Raw genomic sequence first — 22,574 nt, 5'->3', positions numbered from 1 at the left:
GTGGGTTCTTATGCTTCCTGAGTTGGGTTATTTTACGTTAATTTTTGCAGCGGTTGCCGCTGTTTGCCAAGTGGGGCTGACATTGTGGGGAGAGATCACTAAGAAAACGGATTTTCTTCGATACAATGCGTTGTTGAGCAGCCTGCAAACGGTAGGTTGTTTGTCGTCGTTCGGGATATTGGCTTACGCTTTTTTGAGTGATGATTTTTCGGTGATTTATGTCGCCCAACATTCCAACAGCCAATTACCGGATTTCTTTAAATTTGCGGCGACTTGGGGCGGACACGAAGGCTCAATGCTGTTTTGGCTGACCGCTCTGACACTATGGACCAGCGTTTTTTGCATTTTTTCGGATAAATCTGACCGCTTGTTTAATCAGCGAACCTTGGCGGTATTAGGTTTAATCAGCCTTGGATTTATGCTCTTTATTTTATTGGTTTCCAATCCGTTTGAGCGTAGTTTTCCGCCTCCGCCGGAGGGCAGAGATCTTAACCCGATGTTGCAAGACGTAGGGCTTATCTTCCATCCGCCTTTACTTTATTTAGGTTATGTCGGTTTTGCGGTAAGCTTTGCAATGGTCGTGGCGGCATTAATGGAAGGTATGCTGGATGCCGCAGTAGTGCGTTGGATTCGACCTTGGACAATGATCTCTTGGGGCTTTCTTACCGCAGGGATTATTCTCGGTGCATGGTGGGCGTATTATGAACTGGGCTGGGGCGGCTGGTGGTTCTGGGATCCGGTTGAAAACGCTTCGTTAATGCCGTGGCTATTGGGAACCGCATTAGTGCATAGCTTGGTTGTGAGCGAGCAGCGCGGTATTTTTAACTATTGGACGATTTTACTGGCGATTTTTGCTTTTGCATTGAGCTTACTCGGGACTTTTATCGTGCGTTCCGGCGTACTCACTTCGGTACATGCGTTTGCAGTTGATCCGGATAGAGGAATGGCACTGCTTATTCTGTTTTTCAGTTTAAGTTTTATTGCGTTAGCCTTGTTCGCTTTTAGAGTGAATTTGTGGCAGGGCGAAGTGCGTTTCCAACCGCTATCCAAAGAAACCGCTTTATTATTAGTAAACGGCTTATTGAGCGTAGCGACTTCGGTTGTCCTACTCGGGACTTTTTACCCGATGATTTTTACGGCGATGAATTGGGGCTCGATTTCGGTCGGCGCACCTTATTTCAATAATGTTTTTGCACCGTTGGCATTATTATTAATGACGGTAATGGGATTTGCCGTCGTATTGCGTTGGAAGCAAATTCCGTCAAAACAAATTCTGATGAAATTATGGCTGTTACCGGTAGCGGTAGGATTGAGTTTCCTATTGATTCAACAAACGATTTCGCAAACAAAGTTGTATCAATTTGGCGTCTTGCCGACGGTATTCGTCAGCCTTGCCGTTTGGATTATTCTGACGCATTTGCCTTATTCGGCGAAATTTCTGAAAATCCGACCGCTTGCTATGCGTTTGGCGCATATCGGTTTTGCGATTTGTGTTATCGGTGCCATGATGAACAGTTATTACGGCGATGAAATCGGCGTACGTTTAAAACCGCAGCAACAGGCGGATCTTGCCGGATTTACCTTTAAATATGAAGATTATCAGGATGGGATCGGTGCGAACTATACGTCCGAAAATGCGTTATTTAGCATAAGCAAAGCGGGAAAAATGCTTGCGACGGTAGTGGCGGAGCGCCGCTATTACGATATTCGTACCATGACGATGTCGGAAGTCGGGCTTTATCATCACGGCTTGGACGATATTTATATTGTGATGGGCGATAAATTCGGCAATTTGGAATATGCTTTCCGTTTGCATTATAAGCCTTATGTCGGCGCATTATGGCTTGGCGGTATTATTATGGTGATAGCTTCCATACTTGCCTTATTCGGTTATCGTCGAAAATCGGATCTTACAGCGGATAAATAATATGAAAAAAACCTTTTTATTTTTACCTTTATTATTGTTGATTGCACTGGTAGCGTTTTTAACCGTGCCGTTAATGAATAAGGATGCCCTTTCGCCGACCGAAGATTGGCGAGATAAACCTTTTCCGGAATTTGTCGGTAAAAATTTACTCGATCATAATGCGCATATTAATAATAACAGTTTGCCGAAAGAGCCTTATATTTTAAACGTGTGGGCAAGTTGGTGTACTTGGTGTATTAAAGAATTTCCGATTTTACTCAAATTGAAAGAACAAGGCGTGCCGATTGTCGGGCTTACCTATTCCGATCAACCGAAGGATGCGCGCGAAGCCTTGGCTCGTTGGGGTAATCCGTTCGATTTGGTTATTGATGATTATGAAAAAGGGTTTCTAATTCAGACGCTGAAAGTTTCGTCCGCACCTTCCAGTTATTTAATTGATAAACACGGTGTGGTACGTTACCAACAAAAAGGATATAACCCGGATTTCGAGCAGGATTTTCTCCCTCGTTTAAAAGCGTTACAAGAGGAAAAATAATGACGAAACTATTGCAAAAAATCGCGTTTATTTTACCGCTTGTCTTCAGTTTGGTTGCTAAAGCGGAAATGGTGGATACTTTTCAGTTTCAGAACGAAACCGATCGTGTGCGAGCGGTCGCTTTGGCAAAATCTTTGCGTTGTCCGCAGTGCCAAAACCAAAATTTAGTCGAATCGAACGCAACCACGGCGTATAAACTGCGTTTAGAAGTGTATGAAATGGTGAATCAAGGTAAAACGGACGAGGAAATTATTAAGATCATGACCGAGCGTTTCGGACACTTCGTTAATTATAAACCGCCGTTTAATGCGCAAACCTGGTTATTATGGGGAATGCCGGTAGGGTTATTTCTCATACTGTTCGGCGCAATTGTGTGGCGTACCAAAAACGTAAATAGCAATGTAAATAAAGATGAAAACAAGACAACAACTTAACCAAGAGAATTATCAACAAGCGGTTAAATTTGCCGATAATTTTAGCGAGGATCTGAAAGCGGAATATCTCGCCGAAGCGCAAGAACGTTATCAATTCGAGCGGCAACAAATTTCCGAACATTTGCAAAATGTTAAACAAAAACGACCGCTTGTTTTATCTCTTTTATTATTGGTTATCTTATCGGTTTCCGGTGTGACGTATTGGCAGACGGGACGTTATCAAATCGTACAAACCGGAAATCAAATGCACCAAGCCTTTCAAGTACAAACGCAATTGGAAGACAAAGAGCAGAAAAATTATCGTTATATTACGAATCTGCAGGATCGTTTGCGAGCAACACCGAATGACGGCGATCTCTGGTATGAATTAGGGCAAGCTTATACCTTGAGTAACGAATTCGAGTCCGCATTGGTTTGTTACGACAATGCGTTAAAAGTTCTCGGTGAAAAGGCGGCAATCCTCGGAGCAATGGCGGCCGCCGAATACTACGCCAATCAGAATAAGATTTCGGCGAGAGCACAGCAATGGATTGACATAGCATTACGTTTAGATCAGAAAGAAAGTTCAAGTTTATTGTTATTGGCTTCGGACGCTTATGCGAAAAAGAATTACCAACAAGCGATAGATTTATGGCGTAAAGTATTGGATAGTGATAACGAATCGATAAACCGTCGTGCAATTATTCAGAGTATGCAAGCGGCACGAGAAATGATAAATCAATAATTTTCAAGTGATGAGAGAGGGGCAATCTTAACGGATTGCTCCTTTTTTATGCTCCAAATAACGAGTAACTCCTCGATTTCTTAAATAAACGTCAAAATTTACATTTTTAGGATTGCGCAAATTAATGGGGTTAATATAATTAATAATCGTTTTTATTATCAATAATTTTGATAGAAATTTGAATGAAAAATTAAGGAGATCTTATGACAGCGAAAAATCGCCAAGAAGTATTACAAAATCGTTTAGGACCGGAAATTCAAGAATTAAAAAAAAATATTCAAACTATTGTACTTTCGACGGTAGATAAAGACGGTAATCCGAACGTAAGCTACGCCCCCTTTGTGATTAATAACGGCGAATATCAAGTACTTATTTCAACCATTGCACGTCACGCCCGTAATTTAACGGAAGTACCGAAAGTATCGTTAATGCTGATTGACGATGAAACGAAAAGCCGTCAAATTTTTGCTCGCCGCCGTTTAACGTTTGATGCGACTTCACGTTTAATTGAACGTGAAGGTGAAGAGTGGGAAAGTGGTTTAAAAGCATTAAAAGCACGCCATGGTGATCTTATTGATGAGCTTTCAAAAATGAAAGATTTCAACTTATTCAGTTTTAAACCGACACAAGGCCTTTTCGTAAAAGGCTTTGGTAAAGCTTTCGAAGTAAGCTCGGATGATCTAGTGAATATCGTTCACCTAGATGAAGGTCATAAAACAGAATAATTAAACATTTACTGTGCTAGTTTTGGCTAGCACAGTTTTTTTATCTTGTCTAAAGGAGAATGATTGTGATTAAGCTTCGTTTTAATCTATCTATTGCAGCACTTTGTGTTTTGCAATACAACAGTGCATTGGCACAAGAGCAAATGCAACTCGACACCGTGATTGTAAAGGACGGTATTCAGCAACAAAAAATTTCTGAAATCAAAAAATCTGCAAAACAACTGGCAAAACAGCAAGTACAAGACTCACGAGATCTCGTACGTTATGAAACCGGTGTGACGGTAGTTGAAACCGGACGTATGGGGAGTAGCGGTTATGCGGTGCGAGGGGTAGATGAGAACCGTGTTGCAATTACAGTAGATGGTTTACATCAAGCGGAAACACTTTCATCTCAGGGTTTTAAAGAATTATTTGAAGGGTATGGCAATTTTAATAATACCCGTAACTCGGTAGAAATTGAAACACTGAAACAAGCGACGATTCGTAAAGGTGCGGATTCCGTTCGTGTCGGTAGCGGTGCTTTAGGCGGCGCAGTAATGTTTGAAACCAAAGATGCTCGTGATTTTTTAACGGAAAAAGATTACCACTTTGGTTATAAAACCGGTTATTCAAGTGCAGATAATCAAAAAGCCAACTCACTGACCTTTGCCGGTCGTTATAAAAATTTTGATATTTTAGCGTTAAAAACTTGGCGTGACGGTCATGAATTGGAAAACTATGATTACAAGACGGCTGACGGTAGTGTACAAGGGAAAGAACGAGAAAAAGCCGACCCTTATTCAATTAAGAAAGACAGTACTTTAATTAAATTCGGTTATTCACCTTCGGATAATCACCGTTTTAGTGTTGTTGCGGATTTGTATGAGAAGAAAAATAGAGGCCATGACTTTTCTTACAACTTAAAACCGACAACTTATATTAACGTTGACGAATATGAGTTACGTCATACGAATGATAAAAGTAAACGCCAGAATTATGCTTTTGTGTATGAGAATTTTAGTGCGAATCCATTATGGGATACATTAAAGCTTACCTATTCAACACAAAAAATTAAAAATCGTGCTAGGACAGATGATTATTGTGATGGTTCGCATTGTAAGGAAACCGAGAATTTAGCCGGTTTACAGCTAAAAGATGGTAAAGTGGTTGATAGAGACGGTAATCAACCGAACTTAGGCGTGGATGAATTAGGTTTAACCACAATTACCGATTCAAAAGGCACTTATACTGAGGGAGTAAATCTCGTTAGAGCTTATTGGTTTGATTGTAGTGTTTTTGATTGTAATAAATCTGTCACAGCATATTATAAAGATTATTCAAATAATATAACCTCGGAAGAGGTTGCACTTACAAAAACGTATACGGACGAAAAAGGACGTAAGTTTGCAACTTTAGATCCAAAGAGTAAATTTAAAAGCATCCTATTACCAGGAAGTAAAGGCTATACGGAAAATATTTATACTGAACGAGATTTAGATACGGATACAAAGCAACTGAATCTTGATTTAACTAAATCCTTCTCTTTACTCGGTCAAGAACATTCATTGGAATATGGTGGTAGCTATAGCCGTACAGAGAAAAAAATGGTTAACCGTGGCGGTTTCGGTGCAACGAGTAATACTCAATGGTGGACAAAGCGTTTCCTTGGTATGCGGAATAACTTCTTTAAAGGAACGGAAGAAGTCATTACTTGTAAAAATGCGACCGGTAGCGATCAATGGAATGGCTTAATTTGCCCGAATGAAGATACGTTTTCGTTCTTAATTCCGGTTGAAGCGAAAAATGGTTCATTATATTTTGCGGATAATTTGAAAGCGAATGACTATTTAAGTTTTGATATCGGCTACCGCTATGATGATATTAGCTATAAGCCTAAATATGTTGCGGGACAAACGGCGAAGATTCCGGATGATATGCTGCAAGGGTTATTTGTACCGTTACCAGATCGACCAACAAAAGAGCAAATTCGCCAAAATGCGGAAGAAAATATTAAATATTTATCACGTAATGTTAAATATCAAAAACATTCTTATTCATTAGCGGCAACTGCGGATCCGTTTAGCTTCTTGCGCGTACAAGTTAAATACGCAAATGGATTTAGAGCACCGACTTCTGATGAGCTTTATTTTACCTTTAAGCACCCAGATTTTACCGTATTGCCTAATGTGGATCTTAAATCTGAGCGTGCAGAGACGAAAGAAGCCGCATTAACTTTACATGGTGATTTAGGCTTTATTACAACCAGTTACTTTAAAACGGATTATGATAATTTTATTGATTTGAAGTATCTTGGTCCTAAAAATCTAATGAATGCTTTCGGCGGCAGTGCAACGGCAAGACCTTATCAAATTTATCAAAATGTAAACCGTCAAGAGGCTAGAGTTAACGGCTTAGAAATTAGTTCTAAATTGAATTTCGGGCAATTATGGCAAGCTTTAGAAGGGTTCAACGCAAGTTATAAATACACTTATCAAAAAGGTAAGATGGAGGGGAATTTACCGCTTAATGCGATTCAGCCGAGAACTTCTGTGTTTGGTTTAGGTTATGCACATCCGGAAGATAAATTCGGTGTAGATGTATATGTTACCCGTGTAAGTGCGAAGAAAGCGGAAGATACTTACAATATGTATCACAGCGAAGAAAAAGCAAAAGACAGCTACTTAAAATGGCGTAGCGATGCTTATACGTTGTTAGATATGATTGCTTATGTTAAACCGTGGAAAAATGTCACCTTGCAAGCAGGTGTTTATAATTTACAGAATCGAAAATATCTGACTTGGGAATCAGTTCGTTCAATTCGTCCGTTTGGCACGAGTAACTTGATTAACCAAGCAACAGGTAAAGGCTTAAATCGTTTCACTGCTCCGGGAAGAAACTTTAAGTTAACCGCAGAGGTTACTTTCTAATAAAAAAATCCCCGAAAGTGGACAAACTCTCGGGGATTTTTTACAAAAAAACCGGAAAATTTAACCGCTTGCATATATCGCTATTCCAAGCCTATTTTAATTGCCAAAGCAATGAAGATCGCTCCGCAGATTTTATTCATCAATGCGCCTATTTTCGGATTGCTTCGTAGTAGATTACCAAGCGGATAAGCCGCCAAAACCAATATGATAACCCAAATCGTTGTGGTAGAAAGTGAAGTCAGTCCAAGTAAGAAAAAAGGTAAAAAGTATTTTCTACATTCGTCGCAACAAACTGAGGTAATAAGGCTAAAAAGAATAAAATTACTTTCGGATTCAATAAATTAGTGATTAGACCTTGGTGATAAATTTGCCATAACGGTAATTTATCCAAATTGACTTGATGGACTAAAAACGGTTGTTTCCACATTTTAATCCCGAGCCAACCTAAATATCCGGCGCCGGCATATTTTAGTACGGCAAATAGAGTCGGCGAATGGGCGATAATCTGTGCTAAGCCGACCGATACCGCTAAAATATGTACAAAAAATCCGGTTAAAATGCCGAATGAAGACATTAAACCGGCTTTTTTCCCCTCCGCAATCGTACGGGTAAGAATATAAATCGTATCGGAACCCGGAGTTAGGTTCAGTAAAATACAAGCGGCCAAAAATCCCCAATAATTTACAATGTCATTCATCTACGAGTTAGCCTAAAATTATCAACGGTTAATAATATGATCGCGAGTGCCAAGCAAATCATCAGCAGATAGGATTTGGAATCCAATACTTCGCCAATCATAAACGAAACGCACAGCATCACCAGTGGTTCGACATAACCGAGTAAACCAAGCACATTGACCGGTAATAAATTACTGGAAGCGATATATAAAATAAACGCCGCACCGTTTACTAAGCCGAACAGTGCCAAGAAATAATAGATATACTGATTGTCAGCCAAGATCGGCTGCATATCGGTTTGAGCAATAAAATAACCGGCAAACGGCATAACCAACAGTAACTCAACAAAAAAGGTGGCAAGCGTGTTAATTTCAAAATAGCGGCGCAGCGTAATGTAAAGCGGATAACCGACACCGGCGACAATGGTCGCCCACGAAAACGAACCGGTCAGCCAAATATTCGAAGCTACTCCGATTACCGCACAGCAGAGGGATAACCATTTTAATAGAGTAAAATGCTCTTTAAACACGATTTTACCTAACGCTACCGCAACAATCGGTAGTAACAAATAACCGATCGAAACTTCAATCGCTTGTCCGTTATTCGGCGCCCATAAAAACAACCAAAGCTGAATGCCGGTATTCAAAGCGAGCAATAACAACACTAAAACAAGCAGTGGATTTTGTTTGATTTTTTGCCAAAGTTGTTGGAATTTATTTGTTTGCTTAAACAGTAAAATCGCTAATAGGATAAACGGTGCTAATACTACGATACGATAGCCGAACATACTTTCGCCGTTTAGTGGTCGCAATAAAATTGCAAAGTAGTATCCTAGCCCGAATAAGAAATTCGCACTCATACAGCATATTATGCCCTTTAACATTTAGTTCTCCGTTATCATCTTTTTACGTTGTTTTCGAATACTAAAAATACCGTCCAGAATTAAGAAAAATACAGCTATCACTAGACACATCATCAGAAAATAGGAATTAGGATCCAATCGCTCGCCGATTAAAAATGAAATTATCATCATAAATGTCGGCTCTAAATAACCTAATAAGCCAAGCATATTAAACGGCAATATGGTGCTGGCTAATGTGTAAGAGAGCAGCGCAGTGCCGCTTACTACGCTTAAAATCGCAATAAAGTAAGAAATATTCGGATTTTGCGCATAAATAAAGTCCATATCCGTATTCCATATAAAATAAAGCGAAATCGGAATCAGAAAAATAATTTCAAAAATAAAACTATAAATATTGCTTAGTTGAAAGGTTCTGCGAATATGGAAATAAACCGGATAACCGACAAAAACAAATACACCTTCCCATGAAATTCCGCCGGCAAAAATCACACTATTTAACACGCCCAATGTTGCAAAAATAATTGCTAGCCATTTAACACGAGATAAGCTTTCTTTATAAACTAAACGCCCGAACGTCACCATCACAATCGGCATCAGTAAATAACCCATTGAAACTTCCAACGCCTTACCGCTGTTCGGCGCCCAAAGGAAAAGCCACATTTGCGAACCGATAATGGTGGAAGTAATCAATATGACCAAAATTAAATGCGGCTGTTGTTTTAAACGTTTGGCAAACGCAAAAAATTCGTGTTGTTTCTTTAACACGAAAATCGCAAAAAATAGGAAGGGCAGAGTGACGACCATACGAATGCCGAATAAGCTCTCGCCGGAAAGCGGGCGCAATAATGTCGCAAGATAATACATTCCGCCGAATAGTGCGGAAGCGGAAAGCGAATAAATAATACCGAGTTGCATAATAGGTAAGACGTAGTCCGCCCCAATAGGGGCGGAGAAAAGATTAAGATTGTTTATAGGTTTTTAAGAAGTTGGCAAGACGCCCTAATGCTTCTTCAATTTGGTGCGCATAAGGCAAGGTTACGACACGGAAGTGATCTGGTTTGTGCCAGTTAAAGCCGGAACCTTGTACTAACAGCACTCTTTCCGCCTGTAATAAGTCATAAATAAATTTGGCATCGTCTTTGATACCGTACATTTCCGTGTCAATTTTCGGGAACATATACAGCGCACCTTTCGCTTTCACGCAAGAAATTCCCGGAATTTGTACCAACAACTCATACATTTTATTACGTTGTTCGAGCAAACGACCGCCCGGCAATACGAATTCGTTGATACTTTGATAACCGCCTAATGCCGTTTGAATCGCGTGCTGCATCGGGGTTGCCGCACATAAACGCATGGAAGCGAGCATATCCAAACCTTCAATAAAACCTTTCGCTTGGTTTTTCGGACCGCTTAATACCATCCAACCTTGACGGAAACCGGCGACACGGTAGGCTTTCGATAAGCCGTTATAGGTTACGCATAATAAATCCGGTGCAAGTGCGGCAATATGATGATGTACCGCTCCGTCATAAATAATTTTCTCGTAAATTTCGTCCGCAAAAATCATTAAATTGTGCTGGCGAGCGATTTCCGCAATCTCGAGCAACATCGAGCGGCTGTAAACCGCACCGGTCGGATTATTCGGGTTAATGACTAAAATCCCTTTGGTGCGAGGGGTAATTTTCGCTTTAATATCCTCAATATCCGGCATCCATTCATTGTTTTCATCACATAAATAATGCACCGCCTTACCGCCGGCAAGGGTTGCCGCCGCAGTCCAAAGCGGGTAATCCGGCATCGGAATTAACATTTCGTCGCCGTCATTCAGCAAGGCTTGCATTGACATTGTAATTAATTCCGATACGCCGTTACCGATATAGACGTCATTGACATCGACGTTACGAATACCTTTCGATTGATAATATTGTACGACCGCTTTACGTGCCGAATATAAGCCTTTGGAGTCGCAATAACCCTGCGATTTCGGTAAATTGCGAATGACATCGACAACTATTTCGTCCGGGGCTTCAAAACCAAACGGGGCGGGATTACCGATATTCAATTTTAAAATTTTATTACCCTCTTCTTCTAAACGAAGAGCTTCTTTATGTATTGCGCCACGAATATCGTAACGAACGTTTGCGAGCTTGTCTGATTTAGGGAAACGTTCCATGATGTTTGTCCTGTTTGGTTTGAAAGAAAATCGTTATTAGAGTGAGAAAATTGTTAAACTTTACTCTGATTTAGTAGGAATTTAAAGAGGAAATGAGCTAAAATAATGACCTTTTTTCACAATAGCTAAAACTTAGCGGTCGAATTCTTCAGAAATTTTGCAAATGTCTATTTTTAATCAATTAAAACAACAACTTAGCAAGCAATTAATAGAATCTGGAACTCATTTCGGTTTGATGGAGTATCAAGCCGAGGTTGCTTTGTCTGAAGAAAATATTGCGTTATTAAGTTGGTTAAAGGCACAAAATCATTATCCGCATTTTTTTTGGCAGGCGAGAGAGACTGATCAGACCATTGCAAGTATCGGTGCAGTTCGCTCGTTTTTCAGTGTTGATGAAGCGCAGCAATTTGTAAAACAAACGCAATTCGGCTTAGTCGGCGGCGTACGGTTTGAGGGCGGTTGTCAATTCATTCTGCCTCGTTTGCTATTGGTAAAAAATCAGCAAAATTTAACCGCTTATTTCTACTTGAATGAAGCTGAATTAGCCCAACAAGCGGTCATTTTTGAACGATTTTTTGCAAATTTCTGCCAAACCCTACCGCTTGAATTAACGGAAAATAATCTGCTTGCTCAGACTTCCGTTTACGATTTTGATGGCTGGCAACAAAATATTGAGCGAGCGATTAGTCATATTCAGCAAAAAGACTTTAATAAAGTGGTACTGGCTAACGCCAAAACGTTACAATTTGAAAATGAGCTATCCGCTTATGATTTACTTGCCGCCAGCCAAACCACTAATTTAGGTTGTTACCATTTTATTTGGGCGGAAAATGTCGAATCGGCATTTGTCGGCTCAAGCCCGGAACGTTTATATCACCGAAAAGGCAATCAATTTCATACGGAAGCATTAGCGGGTACCGCACCGGTAACGGAAAGTATGGTGCAGACGGAGCTAAATGCGCAGTGGTTACTTACCGATCCGAAAAATATCTATGAAAATCAGTTGGTTGTAGATGATATTCAAGCACAATTAACCGATTGCGTAACCGAATTGCAAATCAGCCAAGCGGAAATTAAACGTTTGCATAACGTGCAACATTTACGCCGTAAAATTTCCGCGGTATTAAAACCGGAGATGAGTGATGCGGATTGCCTTGCCCGTATGCATCCGACCGCAGCGGTTGCTGGCTTGCCTCGCCAAGCTGCAAAACAATTTATTGCCGAATATGAGCAGTTCACTCGTTGTTGGTATGCCGGTACATTAGGCTATTTACAACCGGATGAAGCGGAATTTTGCGTTGCTTTGCGTTCCGCGCAAATCGAACGAAACCGTATTACGCTCTATGCCGGTGCAGGTATTGTTGAAGAGTCGGAACTGCAATCGGAATGGCAGGAAATTGAACGGAAGTCGTTGGCATTAGCCAAATTACTAAAAGTGGATTAAGAAACAAAAAATGGCAGGTATAACCCTGCCATTTTGTTTTATCCGGCTAAGCCGATAAATAATGCTAATAATAACGGTGCAACCAAATTCACAATAAAGCCGAAACTGATTGCCAGCGGCACAACTTGCGTCCCACCCGATTTTTGAATTACCGGCAACATACAATCTAATGATGTCGCCCCGCCTAGTCCGACTGCGGTAGAGGGAAACGCTCGCATAAAAAACGGAATGGTAAATAAGCAGAAAATTTCACGAGAAAGATCGTTAAAGAAAGCGATACTACCGTATATCGGCCCCCAAGCGTCATTGACTAATACGCTGGATAACGAATACCAACCGAATGCCGAAGCAAAAGTAAGTCCTTGTATAATGCTTAAATCCAGTGCCAAAGCGGCAATAACCCCACCGACAAGGCTACTAACAATCATCACTAAAGAAGTATAAATGCCTCGTTTGTTAAAAAAGACTTCTCGTAACGGAATCCCACTATTACGCAACTGAATCCCTACGCCGAAAATCATTACTTCCAACACATAGGTACTGGCGTGTAGCGGGAAATCCAACGTACCTTTTGTGATAAAACCGATTAATCCGCCGGTGATAGTGGTACCGATTAATTTAAACGAATCGAATAGCATCGCCCAACGAGATGGGATTTCTTGCGGATTCACTTGTTCACGAACCATCGGTTGCCATTTATCGTAAATCGCTAAACCGATAATATTCGACAATTGAATAATTAAGCTCAAACCGAGCGCAATCCCACCGATTTGCGGCAACTTGCTGCCAATATCGTCTAATTGCCCGAGCGAGATCCCCATCACAAATAAAATCAAATATAAGCAAATATTTACGACCTGATTAACAATCTGTAATTTGCCTTTGCCGACTTTAAACAAATAACCCAAAAACAGGGGGATTAGCACAATTGCCAAACCGTATAACATTTCATCTTCCTTATCGTTATTTATTTTTTAAGTTGAAATTTTAACGGTAACCACATAAAATGAAACTGTTTTTATATACAGTTAATTTTATTTATAAGCAATCAAAAATGGCAACGCAACGCAAAATAATTCACATTGATATGGACTGCTTTTATGCTGCGATTGAAATGCGAGAAAATCCGGCGTTAATAGGCAAGCCGGTCGCAGTCGGCGGTTCTGTTGAAGGTCGAGGCGTGCTGACCACTTGCAATTACGAAGCCAGAAAATTCGGTTTACACAGTGCAATGCCGACTGCGCAGGCGTTAAAACGCTGTCCGAATCTGATTCTAGTACCGGTAAATATGCCGTTATACAAAGCGGTTTCCGAGCAGATTCATCAAATATTCCGCCGTTATACCGATATCGTCGAACCGCTTTCATTAGATGAGGCTTATTTAGATGTGACGGATTGCCGGCAATGTTCCGGTTCAGCCACTTGGATTGCCCAAGAAATTCGAGACGCAATTTGGAACGAGCTGCATTTAACCGCTTCCGCCGGCATTGCCCCGCTCAAATTTTTGGCAAAAATCGTTTCGGATCAAAATAAGCCTAACGGGCAATTTGTCATTTCGCCGGAAAATATGACCGCTTTTATTTATGATTTGCCGCTCAAAAAGATCCCGGGAGTCGGTAAGGTAACCAATGAAAAATTAGCACAGCTGGGATTACATACTTGCGGCGATATTCAGCATAGCGATAAAGCTTTTATTTACAAGACGTTTGGCAAATTCGGGCAACGACTTTGGGAGTTCAGTCACGCAATTGATAATCGAAAAATCGAAGCGAATCGACCTCGTAAATCTTTAGCGGTCGAAAATACGTTACCGACTGATATTTGGCATTTAGCGGAAGCGGAGCAAATCGTTGATGAGCTGTTTAAAAAACTGGTTTTTCGGCTACAACGAAATTGGGGCGAACGTTCATTACAAGAATTTAAAAAATTAGCGATTAAACTAAAGTTCGGCGATTTCACGCAAACCACCTTGGAACGAACTACCGACGGGCTTTCGCGAGAGCGTTTTATCGAGTTGCTTCAACAGGTGTGGCAGCGGACAAATCGGCGTTCGGTGCGTTTAATCGGGCTTTCGGTGCATTACCCGACGGAAAAAGTTAAAAAACAGTTAAATTTGTGGGAATAATTATTGTCAAACGCTTGAATTCTTATAGAATTACCCCTATTTAGTGACTAGTTTTTCCTCACTCTTTTTTGGAGATTTATTTACCTATGGCAAAAAGAATTGTCTTATTTTTATTAACTAACTTAGCGATTACCTTCGTACTCGGTATTGTATTAAATATCATTTTCCAAGTGACCGGTATTCAAGGCGGTAGTACCGGCGGTATTTTAGTGATGTCGCTCGTATTCGGTTTTGCCGGTTCTTTAATTTCTTTATTTATGTCAAAAAGTATGGCGTTACGTTCCGTCGGTGCGGAAGTGATTCAACAACCGCGTAATCATGCGGAACAATGGTTATTCGATACCGTACAACGTCAATCGCAACAAGCGAATATTCCGATGCCGGATATTGCGATTTATCATTCTGCCGATGTCAATGCGTTTGCAACCGGTGCGACGAAAAATAATTCGTTAGTGGCGGTAAGTACCGGTTTATTGGATAACATGACCGAAGATGAAGCCGAAGCGGTGGTTGCGCATGAAATCGCACATATTGCGAACGGCGATATGGTGACAATGACTTTACTACAAGGCGTATTGAATACCTTTGTTATCTTCTTATCTCGTATTATTTCGACAGCGGCTTCAAGCGGTAAAGACGAAAACGGTAACGCTACTCAAAACACCTTAGTTTTCTGGATCGTCGATATTGCGTTACAAATGATCTTCGGTGTCATCGCAACTATGATCGCAATGTGGTTCTCACGTTATCGTGAATACCGTGCGGATGCCGGTTCGGCACAATTAGTCGGTAAAGAGAAAATGATTGCGGCGCTACAACGTTTACAGCACGTACACGAACCGCAAGAAATGCAAGGTTCTCTTGCGGCATTTATGATTAACGGCGCACGTTCTAAAGAATTATTTATGAGCCACCCGCCACTTGAAAAACGTATCGAAGCGTTAAGAAACTTATAATCGACAAGCGGTCTGATTTTGCAAAAAACTTGCAAGAACAGACCGCTTTTTTACTGGCCTTAAAACCAAGGCGAGAGAGCAAAAAGTAAAATTAAATAACGTATAAATTTTCCCAAACAGATAAAAATTAAGGATTGCCATAAGTTAAAGCGTAACCAACCGGCAATACCGCATAGCAGATCGCCGATAATCGGTAAGCTACTTAACAATAATGCAAATGCCCCGTATTTTTCACATAAACGTAATGCCCATTGAGCCGTTTTATGTTTTAAATCCAGCGGTTTCGGAATCAGTAAGCCCATCGCATAAGTAACGGAACTGCCAAGGCTGTTACCGAGCGTGGCGACACTCAGTAGCCAAAGCATCTGAGCGGAAAATAAATCGCTGTTTGTTAGACTGATTTGCGTTGCCAAAGTGGTAAAAATAATTTCGGAATTACCCGGTAACACCGTCGCACTTAAAAATGCGCTTAGAAACATTGTGAACAGTTGATTTTCTTCCGAAAAGAATAAACTCAATAAAGAAGTTATGTAATCCGTCATACTGGTTTTTTGTAACTTTTTTGTTAAATATCCGAACTAATTATTTTAACAAAAGTTTGAGGTTTAGTTTCAATTTGATCTGTATCAAAAAGTGCTTTTGATTTACCTCAATATAATGACAATTTTGTTTTGAGGGATTGAGGTAACAGGTCTATAATTCTCAACAATTTCTGTAATTTTTCAAATTTATATTTAAGGGTTATAAATGTTTTCTCCTGCTGAAATGGCAAAAATCGCTGAAGACGGCGCAGTTTATAAAGCGACTAAACATCAATTATATTCTTTCATCTCCGCAATTTTAGCAGGTGGTTTTATCGGACTTGCATTCGTATTTTACACTACAACGCAAACCGGTTCGGCGGATATGCCGTGGGGGATGGCGAAATTGGTCGGCGGTACGGTTTTCTCATTAGGCATTATCCTATGCGTGGTATTCGGTGCCGAACTTTTTACCTCATCAACCTTAACCGCAGTAGCGAAAGCGACGCATCGTATTACTTGGTTTCAAATGTTTAAAAACTGGTGCATTGTGTACGGCGGTAATTTTATCGGCGGTTTAAGCGTAGTGGTTTTGATTTGGCTTTCCGGTCAAATTATGGCGGCGAACGGTCAATGGGGCTTAACCATTCTTAAAACGGCACAACATAAAATCCATCATACTTGGATGGAGGCTTTTACCCTCGGCATTTTATGTAACATGATGGTGTGTCTTGCGGTATGGATGGCAAATGCAGGAAAAAGCCTAACGGACAAAGCGTTTATTATGATTATGCCGATTGCATTATTCGTTTCATCAGGTTTCGAACACTGCGTGGCAAATATGTTTATGATCCCGATGGGGATGATGATTGCACATTTTGCCTCACCTGAATTTTGGATGGCAATTAACGTTGATTCGGCACAATTTGCAGATTTAGATTTATATCATTTTATTGTGAAAAATTTAATTCCGGTGACATTCGGTAATATTGTCGGCGGGGTATTTTTCATCGGCTTAGTGCAGTGGTTCTTATATATCCGTAAGCACTAACATAATTTCAATTTAAGCGGTTTTATTTGGGGAGTTTTTTGCAAAAATGACCGCTTGTACAGCTTAATTTACTAACAAATAGAGGACTTAAAATGACTCAATTAACTGAAGCTCAACAAAAAGCATGGGCAGGGTTTACTGGTGGCGACTGGCAAACTGAAGTAAACGTACGTGATTTTATCCAAAAAAACTATACTCCATATGAAGGCGACGAGTCTTTCTTAGCTGGCGCAACAGCTGCGACAACTAAGTTATGGGAAGAAGTAATGGAAAAAATCAAAGTTGAGAACAAAACTCACGAACCGTACGATATTGATTGCGACATTCCATCAACGATTACTTCTCACAAAGCGGGTTATATCGATCAAGCTTTAGAGAAAATCGTAGGTCTTCAAACTGATGCGCCGTTAAAACGTGCGATTATCCCGTTTGGCGGTATCAAAATGGTTAAAGGTTCTTGCGATGTTTATCGCCGTACCTTAAACCCTGAAGTAGAAAAAATCTTTACCGAATATCGTAAAACACACAACCAAGGTGTGTTCGATGTTTATACGCCGGATATTTTACGTTGCCGTAAATCAGGTGTAATTACCGGTCTTCCGGATGCTTACGGTCGTGGTCGTATTATCGGTGACTACCGTCGTTTAGCCGTTTACGGTGCGGATTTCTTAATGAAAGACAAGCAAAAACAATTTGCTTCATTACAACCTCGTTTAGAAGCGGGTGAAGATATCCAAGCAACAATTCAATTACGTGAAGAAATCGCAGAACAACACCGTGCATTAGGTCAAATCAAACAAATGGCCGCATCATACGGTTTTGACGTTTCTCGTCCGGCGGAAACCGCACAAGAAGCGGTTCAATGGACTTACTTCGCATACCTTGCTGCGGTTAAATCACAAAACGGTGCGGCAATGTCATTCGGTCGTGTATCTTCATTCTTAGATATCTATATCGAACGTGACTTAAAAGCAGGTAAAATCACAGAAGAAGAAGCACAAGAGTTAATCGACCATTTAGTAATGAAATTACGTATGGTTCGTTTCTTACGTACACCTGAATACGATCAATTATTCTCAGGCGACCCAATGTGGGCAACCGAGACTTTAGCAGGTATGGGGTTAGACGGTCGTACATTAGTAACCAAAAACAGCTTCCGTATCTTAAATACCCTTTACACAATGGGTCCGTCACCGGAACCGAACTTAACTATTCTTTGGTCTGAACAATTACCGGACGGCTTCAAACGTTATTGTGCGAAAGTATCTATCGATACTTCATCAGTACAATACGAAAACGATGACTTAATGCGTCCTGACTTCGATAACGATGACTATGCAATCGCATGTTGCGTATCTCCGATGGTTGTCGGTAAACAAATGCAATTCTTCGGTGCACGTGCAAACTTAGCGAAAACAATGTTATACGCAATCAACGGCGGTATCGATGAAAAATCCGGCGCACAAGTCGGTCCGAAAACAGCACCGATTACAGACGAATACTTAAACTTCGACGATGTAATGGCTCGTATGGATCACTTCATGGATTGGTTAGCGACACAATATGTGACCGCATTAAATATCATCCACTTCATGCACGATAAATACAGCTATGAAGCAGCATTAATGGCATTCCACGATCGTGATGTATTCCGTACAATGGCGTGCGGTATCGCAGGTCTTTCCGTTGCGGCTGACTCATTATCTGCAATTAAATACGCAAAAGTGAAACCTGTTCGTGGTGACATCAAAGATAAAGACGGTAACGTAGTCGCTACAAACGTCGCGTTAGACTTCGAAATCGAAGGCGAATATCCGCAATTCGGTAACAATGACAACCGTGTAGATGAAATCGCTTGTGACTTAGTTGAACGTTTCATGAAAAAAATCCAAACGCACAAAACTTACCGCAATGCGACACCAACACAGTCAGTACTTACTATCACTTCTAACGTGGTTTACGGTAAAAAAACCGGTAATACGCCTGATGGTCGTCGTGCTGGTGCGCCGTTCGGCCCGGGTGCAAACCCAATGCACGGTCGTGACCAAAAAGGTGCGGTTGCGTCATTAACTTCTGTTGCAAAACTTCCGTTTGCGTATGCGAAAGACGGTATTTCATATACCTTCTCAATCGTACCAAACGCATTAGGTAAAGATTACGAAGCACAAAAACGTAACCTTGCAGGTCTAATGGACGGTTACTTCCACCACGAAGCAACTGTTGAAGGCGGTCAGCACTTAAACGTAAACGTATTAAACCGTGAAACATTATTAGATGCGGTTGAGCATCCGGAAAAATATCCGCAATTAACCATTCGTGTATCCGGATATGCGGTACGTTTCAACTCTTTAACTAAAGAGCAACAAATGGACGTAATTACTCGTACATTTACCGAATCAATGTAATCCCTCACATTGACCTTTTAAAGCGGTCGGATTTTGCAAAAATTTTGCGGAATCCGACCGCTTCTTTATTGATATTCTGCTAAAATAATAACAACGAATTTATACTTACTATCAAAGGAATCATATATGTCTATTGCTCGTTACCACTCATACGAATCTTGCGGCACGGTTGATGGTCCGGGAATCCGCTTTATTCTGTTTTTACAAGGCTGTTTGATGCGTTGCAAATACTGCCATAACCGTGATACGTGGGATCTTGACGGCGGTAAAGAAATCAGTGTCGAAGATCTGATGAAAGAAGTGGTAACCTACAAGCATTTTATGAAAGCGACCGGCGGCGGTGTAACTGCATCCGGCGGCGAAGCCGTATTGCAGATGGAATTTGTAAGAGATTGGTTTAGAGCCTGTAAAGCGGAAGGCATTGATACTTGTTTAGATACCAACGGATTCGTACGCCATTATAGCCCGGTCGTTGATGAAATGCTCGAAGTGACGGATTTAGTGATGCTCGACTTAAAACAGCTAAATGATGAAATCCACCAAGATTTAATCGGCGTATCCAATAAACGTACGCTTGATTTTGCTCGTTACCTACAAAAATTAAATAAACGCACTTGGATTCGTTATGTTGTTGTGCCGGGCTATACCGATGACGATGATTCCGCACACCGCTTAGGACAATTTATCCAAGGTATGCAAAATATTGAGAAAGTCGAGTTACTGCCATATCACCGTTTAGGCGCGCATAAATGGGAAACGCTCGGTTATAAATATGAATTGGAAGGCGTATTACCGCCGCCGAAAGAAACAATGGATCGTTTAAAAGCGATTATTGAAAGTTACGGTCATACCGTAAAATACTAATCGTACAAGCGGTCGAATTTAATCTGTTTTTTGTAAAAAATAGGCTGAATTCGACCGCTTTTTACTTGAAAGACTTGATCTTTTCCTTCCTTAACCCAATCATAAGAGAACTTTTTGACTAAACAAAAGGAATTAATAAACAATGTCTAATCCTCTTTTAAATTACACCGGTTTACCTGCATTTTCACAAATTAAGCCGGAACATATCCAGCCTGCGGTAGAAGCAGTAATCAAAGAATGTCGTGATACCATTGAACAAGTTGCCCGAATTGAAAACCCGACTTGGGAAAATTTCTATATGCCGCAAGCGATTGCCGGCGATAAATTTGCGCGTGCGTGGTCGCCTGTCGGTCATTTAAACGGCGTGAAAAACTCACCGGAATTGCGTGAAGCATACCAAGCCTGCTTGCCGCTACTTTCTGAATACAGCACTTGGGCGGGACAACACCAAGGTTTGTATCAAGGTTATGTAAAACTGAAAAACTCACCGGAATTCGAGAGCTATTCGCTTGCACAGAAAAAAGCGATTGAAAACAGCCTACGTGATTTTGAGCTTTCGGGGATTTCATTACCGGCGGATAAACAAAAACGTTATGGCGAAGTGTCCGCTCGTTTATCGGAACTCAGCTCGCAATTCAGTAACAATGTATTGGATGCGACCATGGGTTGGGATATCGTTATCACAGACGAAGCACAGCTCAAAGGCTTACCTGAATCCGCTTTAGAAGCGGCAAAACTTTCTGCTGAAAGCAAAGGTCAAAAAGGCTATCGTTTTACTTTGGAGTTCCCAAGTTACTATCCGGTACTCACTTACTGTGAAAACCGTGAATTACGTTCGGCAATTTATAAAGAATATGCAACTCGTGCTTCCGATCAAGGTTCAAATGCGGGTAAATGGGACAACTCGGCAAATATTGATGAAAAACTCAAATTACGCTTAGAAATGGCGCAGTTATTAGGGTTTGAAACTTACGCTGATCTTTCTCTTGCTACGAAAATGGCGGAAAACCCGCAGCAAGTGGTGGATTTCTTAGAAGATTTAGCCAAACGATCAAAAGCACAAGGCGAAAAAGAATTAGCGGAATTACACGCTTTTGTGGAACAAGAATACGGCGTAACCGAACTTCAACCGTGGGATATTGCATTCTATAGCGAAAAGCAAAAACAAGCGTTATATGCGATCAATGATGAAGAACTTCGCCCTTATTTCCCGGAAGATCGTGTACTTTCAGGCTTATTTGAATTAATGAAACGTATTTTCGGCTTACGTATCGAAGAAAAATTCGGTATTGATACTTGGCACGAAGACGTGCGTTTCTTCCAAATTTACGATGAGCAAAACGAAGAACGTGGTTCATTTTATTTAGATTTATACGCACGTGAAAATAAACGTGGCGGTGCATGGATGGACGATTGTATCAACCAAAAACGTTTAGCGGACGGTTCGTTACAAAAACCGGTAGCATACTTAACTTGTAACTTTAATAAACCGATTGGTGATAAGCCGGCACTCTTTACGCATGACGAAGTCACTACCTTATTCCATGAGTTTGGTCACGGTATCCACCATATGCTCACTCAAATTGATGTCGGTGATGTTGCGGGTATCAACGGTGTACCGTGGGATGCAGTGGAATTACCGAGCCAATTCTTAGAAAACTGGTGTTGGGAAGCGGAAGCGCTTGAATTTATCTCGGGACATTATCAAACCGGTGAATCGTTACCGAAGGATAAATTAACTCAGTTACTCAAGGCGAAAAACTTCCAAGCCGCCATGTTTGTACTAAGACAATTAGAATTCGGTTTATTCGATTTCCGTTTGCATTTGGCACAGCCTCGTGAAGGTTTGGTATTAGATACGTTAAAAGCGGTAAAAGCGGATGTTGCGGTGGTACGCACACCTGAATGGGTACGCACGCCACATAGCTTTAGCCATATTTTTGCCGGCGGTTATGCAGCAGGTTATTACAGCTACTTATGGGCGGAAGTATTATCGGCGGATGCCTTTGCTAAATTTGAAGAAGATGGCATTTTCAACCGAGCGACCGGTCAATCTTATTTAGATAATATTCTGACTCGCGGCGGTTCGGAAGAACCGATGGTATTGTTTGAACGCTTCCGCGGTCGCAAGCCAACCTTAGACGCTTTATTACGCCATAAAGGTATTGCGAGCTAACCCCTTTCTATTCTTACAAGCGGTCAAATTTGCAAAAAATCTTGCAAATTCGACCGCTTATCTTTT

At 40.9% G+C, this 22,574-nt stretch carries 18 protein-coding genes and 1 pseudogene; 13 read left to right on the top strand and 6 right to left on the bottom strand.

What is annotated here, in order from left to right:
- The first annotated feature begins 10 nt into the window (after positions 1–10).
- The 6 genes from nrfE to DRF63_RS05725 all read left to right on the top strand — a co-directional run bounded on the left by nrfE (position 11) and on the right by DRF63_RS05725 (position 7,251).
- A complete protein-coding gene (nrfE, locus tag DRF63_RS05750; protein ID WP_005597865.1) occupies positions 11–1,927 on the top strand; it encodes a heme lyase NrfEFG subunit NrfE in 1,917 nt (638 codons plus the stop codon).
- Position 1,928: 1 nt separating this feature from the next.
- The gene (locus DRF63_RS05745) at positions 1,929–2,462 is read left to right on the top strand and encodes a redoxin family protein (RefSeq protein WP_005597863.1); all 534 of its coding nucleotides are present in this window, start codon (positions 1,929–1,931) and stop codon (positions 2,460–2,462) included.
- Entirely contained in the window at positions 2,462–2,896 is a 435-nt protein-coding gene (nrfF, locus tag DRF63_RS05740; RefSeq protein ID WP_005597860.1) for a heme lyase NrfEFG subunit NrfF, read from the top strand. The genes DRF63_RS05745 and nrfF overlap by 1 nt, the downstream gene beginning before the upstream one ends.
- On the top strand, positions 2,874–3,620 hold the full coding sequence (locus DRF63_RS05735; RefSeq protein ID WP_005597858.1) for a TPR domain-containing protein: 747 nt from the start codon (positions 2,874–2,876) through the stop codon (positions 3,618–3,620). Before nrfF ends, DRF63_RS05735 begins: the two co-directional genes overlap by 23 nt.
- A gap of 203 nt (positions 3,621–3,823) precedes the next feature.
- Positions 3,824–4,345, top strand: a complete 522-nt coding sequence (gene hutZ / locus DRF63_RS05730; RefSeq protein WP_005597856.1) for a heme utilization protein HutZ — start codon at positions 3,824–3,826, stop codon at positions 4,343–4,345.
- 59 nt (positions 4,346–4,404) lie between these two features.
- A complete protein-coding gene (locus DRF63_RS05725) occupies positions 4,405–7,251 on the top strand; it encodes a TonB-dependent hemoglobin/transferrin/lactoferrin family receptor (protein WP_005597854.1) in 2,847 nt (948 codons plus the stop codon).
- Positions 7,252–7,331: 80 nt separating this feature from the next.
- On the opposite strand, the pseudogene DRF63_RS05720 reads toward DRF63_RS05725, so the two are convergent.
- The 4 genes and pseudogenes from DRF63_RS05720 to DRF63_RS05705 form a co-directional block, all read right to left on the bottom strand.
- Positions 7,332–7,948 (bottom strand): annotated as a pseudogene (locus tag DRF63_RS05720) (LysE family translocator).
- Positions 7,945–8,811 carry an EamA family transporter RarD gene (rarD, locus tag DRF63_RS05715; RefSeq protein WP_080551179.1) on the bottom strand — a complete coding sequence of 289 codons (867 nt, stop codon included), beginning with the start codon at positions 8,809–8,811 and terminating at the stop codon, positions 7,945–7,947. The pseudogene DRF63_RS05720 and the gene rarD (DRF63_RS05715) overlap by 4 nt, the downstream one beginning before the upstream one ends.
- Positions 8,812–9,705 carry an EamA family transporter RarD gene (gene rarD / locus DRF63_RS05710; protein WP_005597846.1) on the bottom strand — a complete coding sequence of 298 codons (894 nt, stop codon included), beginning with the start codon at positions 9,703–9,705 and terminating at the stop codon, positions 8,812–8,814.
- Between the two features lie 43 nt (positions 9,706–9,748).
- The gene (locus tag DRF63_RS05705) at positions 9,749–10,966 is read right to left on the bottom strand and encodes a pyridoxal phosphate-dependent aminotransferase (protein ID WP_005597844.1); all 1,218 of its coding nucleotides are present in this window, start codon (positions 10,964–10,966) and stop codon (positions 9,749–9,751) included.
- 163 nt (positions 10,967–11,129) lie between these two features.
- On the opposite strand from DRF63_RS05705, the gene DRF63_RS05700 reads away from it, so the two are divergent.
- The gene (locus DRF63_RS05700; RefSeq protein ID WP_005597842.1) at positions 11,130–12,410 is read left to right on the top strand and encodes an isochorismate synthase; all 1,281 of its coding nucleotides are present in this window, start codon (positions 11,130–11,132) and stop codon (positions 12,408–12,410) included.
- A 38-nt stretch (positions 12,411–12,448) separates the two neighbouring features.
- Here the strand turns inward: DRF63_RS05700 and DRF63_RS05695 are convergent, their stop codons facing one another.
- Positions 12,449–13,357, bottom strand: a complete 909-nt coding sequence (locus tag DRF63_RS05695) for a LysO family transporter (RefSeq protein ID WP_005597841.1) — start codon at positions 13,355–13,357, stop codon at positions 12,449–12,451.
- Between the two features lie 107 nt (positions 13,358–13,464).
- Between DRF63_RS05695 and dinB the strand changes: the two genes are divergently transcribed.
- The gene (gene dinB / locus DRF63_RS05690) at positions 13,465–14,535 is read left to right on the top strand and encodes a DNA polymerase IV (protein WP_005597839.1); all 1,071 of its coding nucleotides are present in this window, start codon (positions 13,465–13,467) and stop codon (positions 14,533–14,535) included.
- A gap of 86 nt (positions 14,536–14,621) precedes the next feature.
- Positions 14,622–15,491 carry a protease HtpX gene (gene htpX, locus DRF63_RS05685; RefSeq protein ID WP_005604779.1) on the top strand — a complete coding sequence of 290 codons (870 nt, stop codon included), beginning with the start codon at positions 14,622–14,624 and terminating at the stop codon, positions 15,489–15,491.
- A 59-nt stretch (positions 15,492–15,550) separates the two neighbouring features.
- Here the strand turns inward: htpX and DRF63_RS05680 are convergent, their stop codons facing one another.
- A complete protein-coding gene (locus DRF63_RS05680; protein WP_005597835.1) occupies positions 15,551–16,033 on the bottom strand; it encodes a YqaA family protein in 483 nt (160 codons plus the stop codon).
- 205 nt (positions 16,034–16,238) lie between these two features.
- Here DRF63_RS05680 and focA point away from each other — a divergent pair, with 205 nt between their 5' ends.
- From focA to prlC, 4 genes are all read left to right on the top strand, one after another.
- Positions 16,239–17,063 (top strand): formate transporter FocA, encoded by an 825-nt coding sequence (gene focA, locus DRF63_RS05675; protein ID WP_005597832.1) that lies wholly within the window; start codon positions 16,239–16,241, stop codon positions 17,061–17,063.
- 92 nt (positions 17,064–17,155) lie between these two features.
- Positions 17,156–19,468, top strand: coding sequence for a formate C-acetyltransferase (pflB, locus tag DRF63_RS05670; RefSeq protein ID WP_005597831.1), 2,313 nt, complete (start codon positions 17,156–17,158; stop codon positions 19,466–19,468).
- 126 nt (positions 19,469–19,594) lie between these two features.
- Positions 19,595–20,332: a pyruvate formate lyase 1-activating protein gene (pflA, locus tag DRF63_RS05665; RefSeq protein ID WP_005597829.1), complete on the top strand. Its 738-nt coding sequence runs from the start codon at positions 19,595–19,597 to the stop codon at positions 20,330–20,332.
- Positions 20,333–20,474: 142 nt separating this feature from the next.
- Positions 20,475–22,508 carry an oligopeptidase A gene (gene prlC, locus DRF63_RS05660; RefSeq protein ID WP_005597825.1) on the top strand — a complete coding sequence of 678 codons (2,034 nt, stop codon included), beginning with the start codon at positions 20,475–20,477 and terminating at the stop codon, positions 22,506–22,508.
- Positions 22,509–22,574: the final 66 nt, after the last annotated feature.

The sequence above is a fragment of the Actinobacillus pleuropneumoniae genome (assembly GCF_003290385.1).
Lineage (GTDB): Bacteria > Pseudomonadota > Gammaproteobacteria > Enterobacterales > Pasteurellaceae > Actinobacillus > Actinobacillus lignieresii.
Note: the sequence above shows the minus strand (reverse complement) of the source record. Positions and strands in the feature narration are given on the sequence as shown.

What these genes read in the sequence shown, in the direction of transcription:
- nrfE (WP_005597865.1), top strand. Translation starts at nt 11, where the DNA reads ATGCTTCCTGAGTTGGGTTATTTTACGTTAATTTTTGCAGCGGTTGCC.
- DRF63_RS05745 (WP_005597863.1), top strand. Translation starts at nt 1,929, where the DNA reads ATGAAAAAAACCTTTTTATTTTTACCTTTATTATTGTTGATTGCACTG.
- nrfF (WP_005597860.1), top strand. Translation starts at nt 2,462, where the DNA reads ATGACGAAACTATTGCAAAAAATCGCGTTTATTTTACCGCTTGTCTTC.
- DRF63_RS05735 (WP_005597858.1), top strand. Translation starts at nt 2,874, where the DNA reads ATGAAAACAAGACAACAACTTAACCAAGAGAATTATCAACAAGCGGTT.
- hutZ (WP_005597856.1), top strand. Translation starts at nt 3,824, where the DNA reads ATGACAGCGAAAAATCGCCAAGAAGTATTACAAAATCGTTTAGGACCG.
- DRF63_RS05725 (WP_005597854.1), top strand. Translation starts at nt 4,405, where the DNA reads ATGATTGTGATTAAGCTTCGTTTTAATCTATCTATTGCAGCACTTTGT.
- rarD (WP_080551179.1), bottom strand. Translation starts at nt 8,811, where the DNA reads ATGTTAAAGGGCATAATATGCTGTATGAGTGCGAATTTCTTATTCGGG.
- rarD (WP_005597846.1), bottom strand. Translation starts at nt 9,705, where the DNA reads ATGCAACTCGGTATTATTTATTCGCTTTCCGCTTCCGCACTATTCGGC.
- DRF63_RS05705 (WP_005597844.1), bottom strand. Translation starts at nt 10,966, where the DNA reads ATGGAACGTTTCCCTAAATCAGACAAGCTCGCAAACGTTCGTTACGAT.
- DRF63_RS05700 (WP_005597842.1), top strand. Translation starts at nt 11,130, where the DNA reads ATGTCTATTTTTAATCAATTAAAACAACAACTTAGCAAGCAATTAATA.
- DRF63_RS05695 (WP_005597841.1), bottom strand. Translation starts at nt 13,357, where the DNA reads ATGTTATACGGTTTGGCAATTGTGCTAATCCCCCTGTTTTTGGGTTAT.
- dinB (WP_005597839.1), top strand. Translation starts at nt 13,465, where the DNA reads ATGGCAACGCAACGCAAAATAATTCACATTGATATGGACTGCTTTTAT.
- htpX (WP_005604779.1), top strand. Translation starts at nt 14,622, where the DNA reads ATGGCAAAAAGAATTGTCTTATTTTTATTAACTAACTTAGCGATTACC.
- DRF63_RS05680 (WP_005597835.1), bottom strand. Translation starts at nt 16,033, where the DNA reads ATGACGGATTACATAACTTCTTTATTGAGTTTATTCTTTTCGGAAGAA.
- focA (WP_005597832.1), top strand. Translation starts at nt 16,239, where the DNA reads ATGTTTTCTCCTGCTGAAATGGCAAAAATCGCTGAAGACGGCGCAGTT.
- pflB (WP_005597831.1), top strand. Translation starts at nt 17,156, where the DNA reads ATGACTCAATTAACTGAAGCTCAACAAAAAGCATGGGCAGGGTTTACT.
- pflA (WP_005597829.1), top strand. Translation starts at nt 19,595, where the DNA reads ATGTCTATTGCTCGTTACCACTCATACGAATCTTGCGGCACGGTTGAT.
- prlC (WP_005597825.1), top strand. Translation starts at nt 20,475, where the DNA reads ATGTCTAATCCTCTTTTAAATTACACCGGTTTACCTGCATTTTCACAA.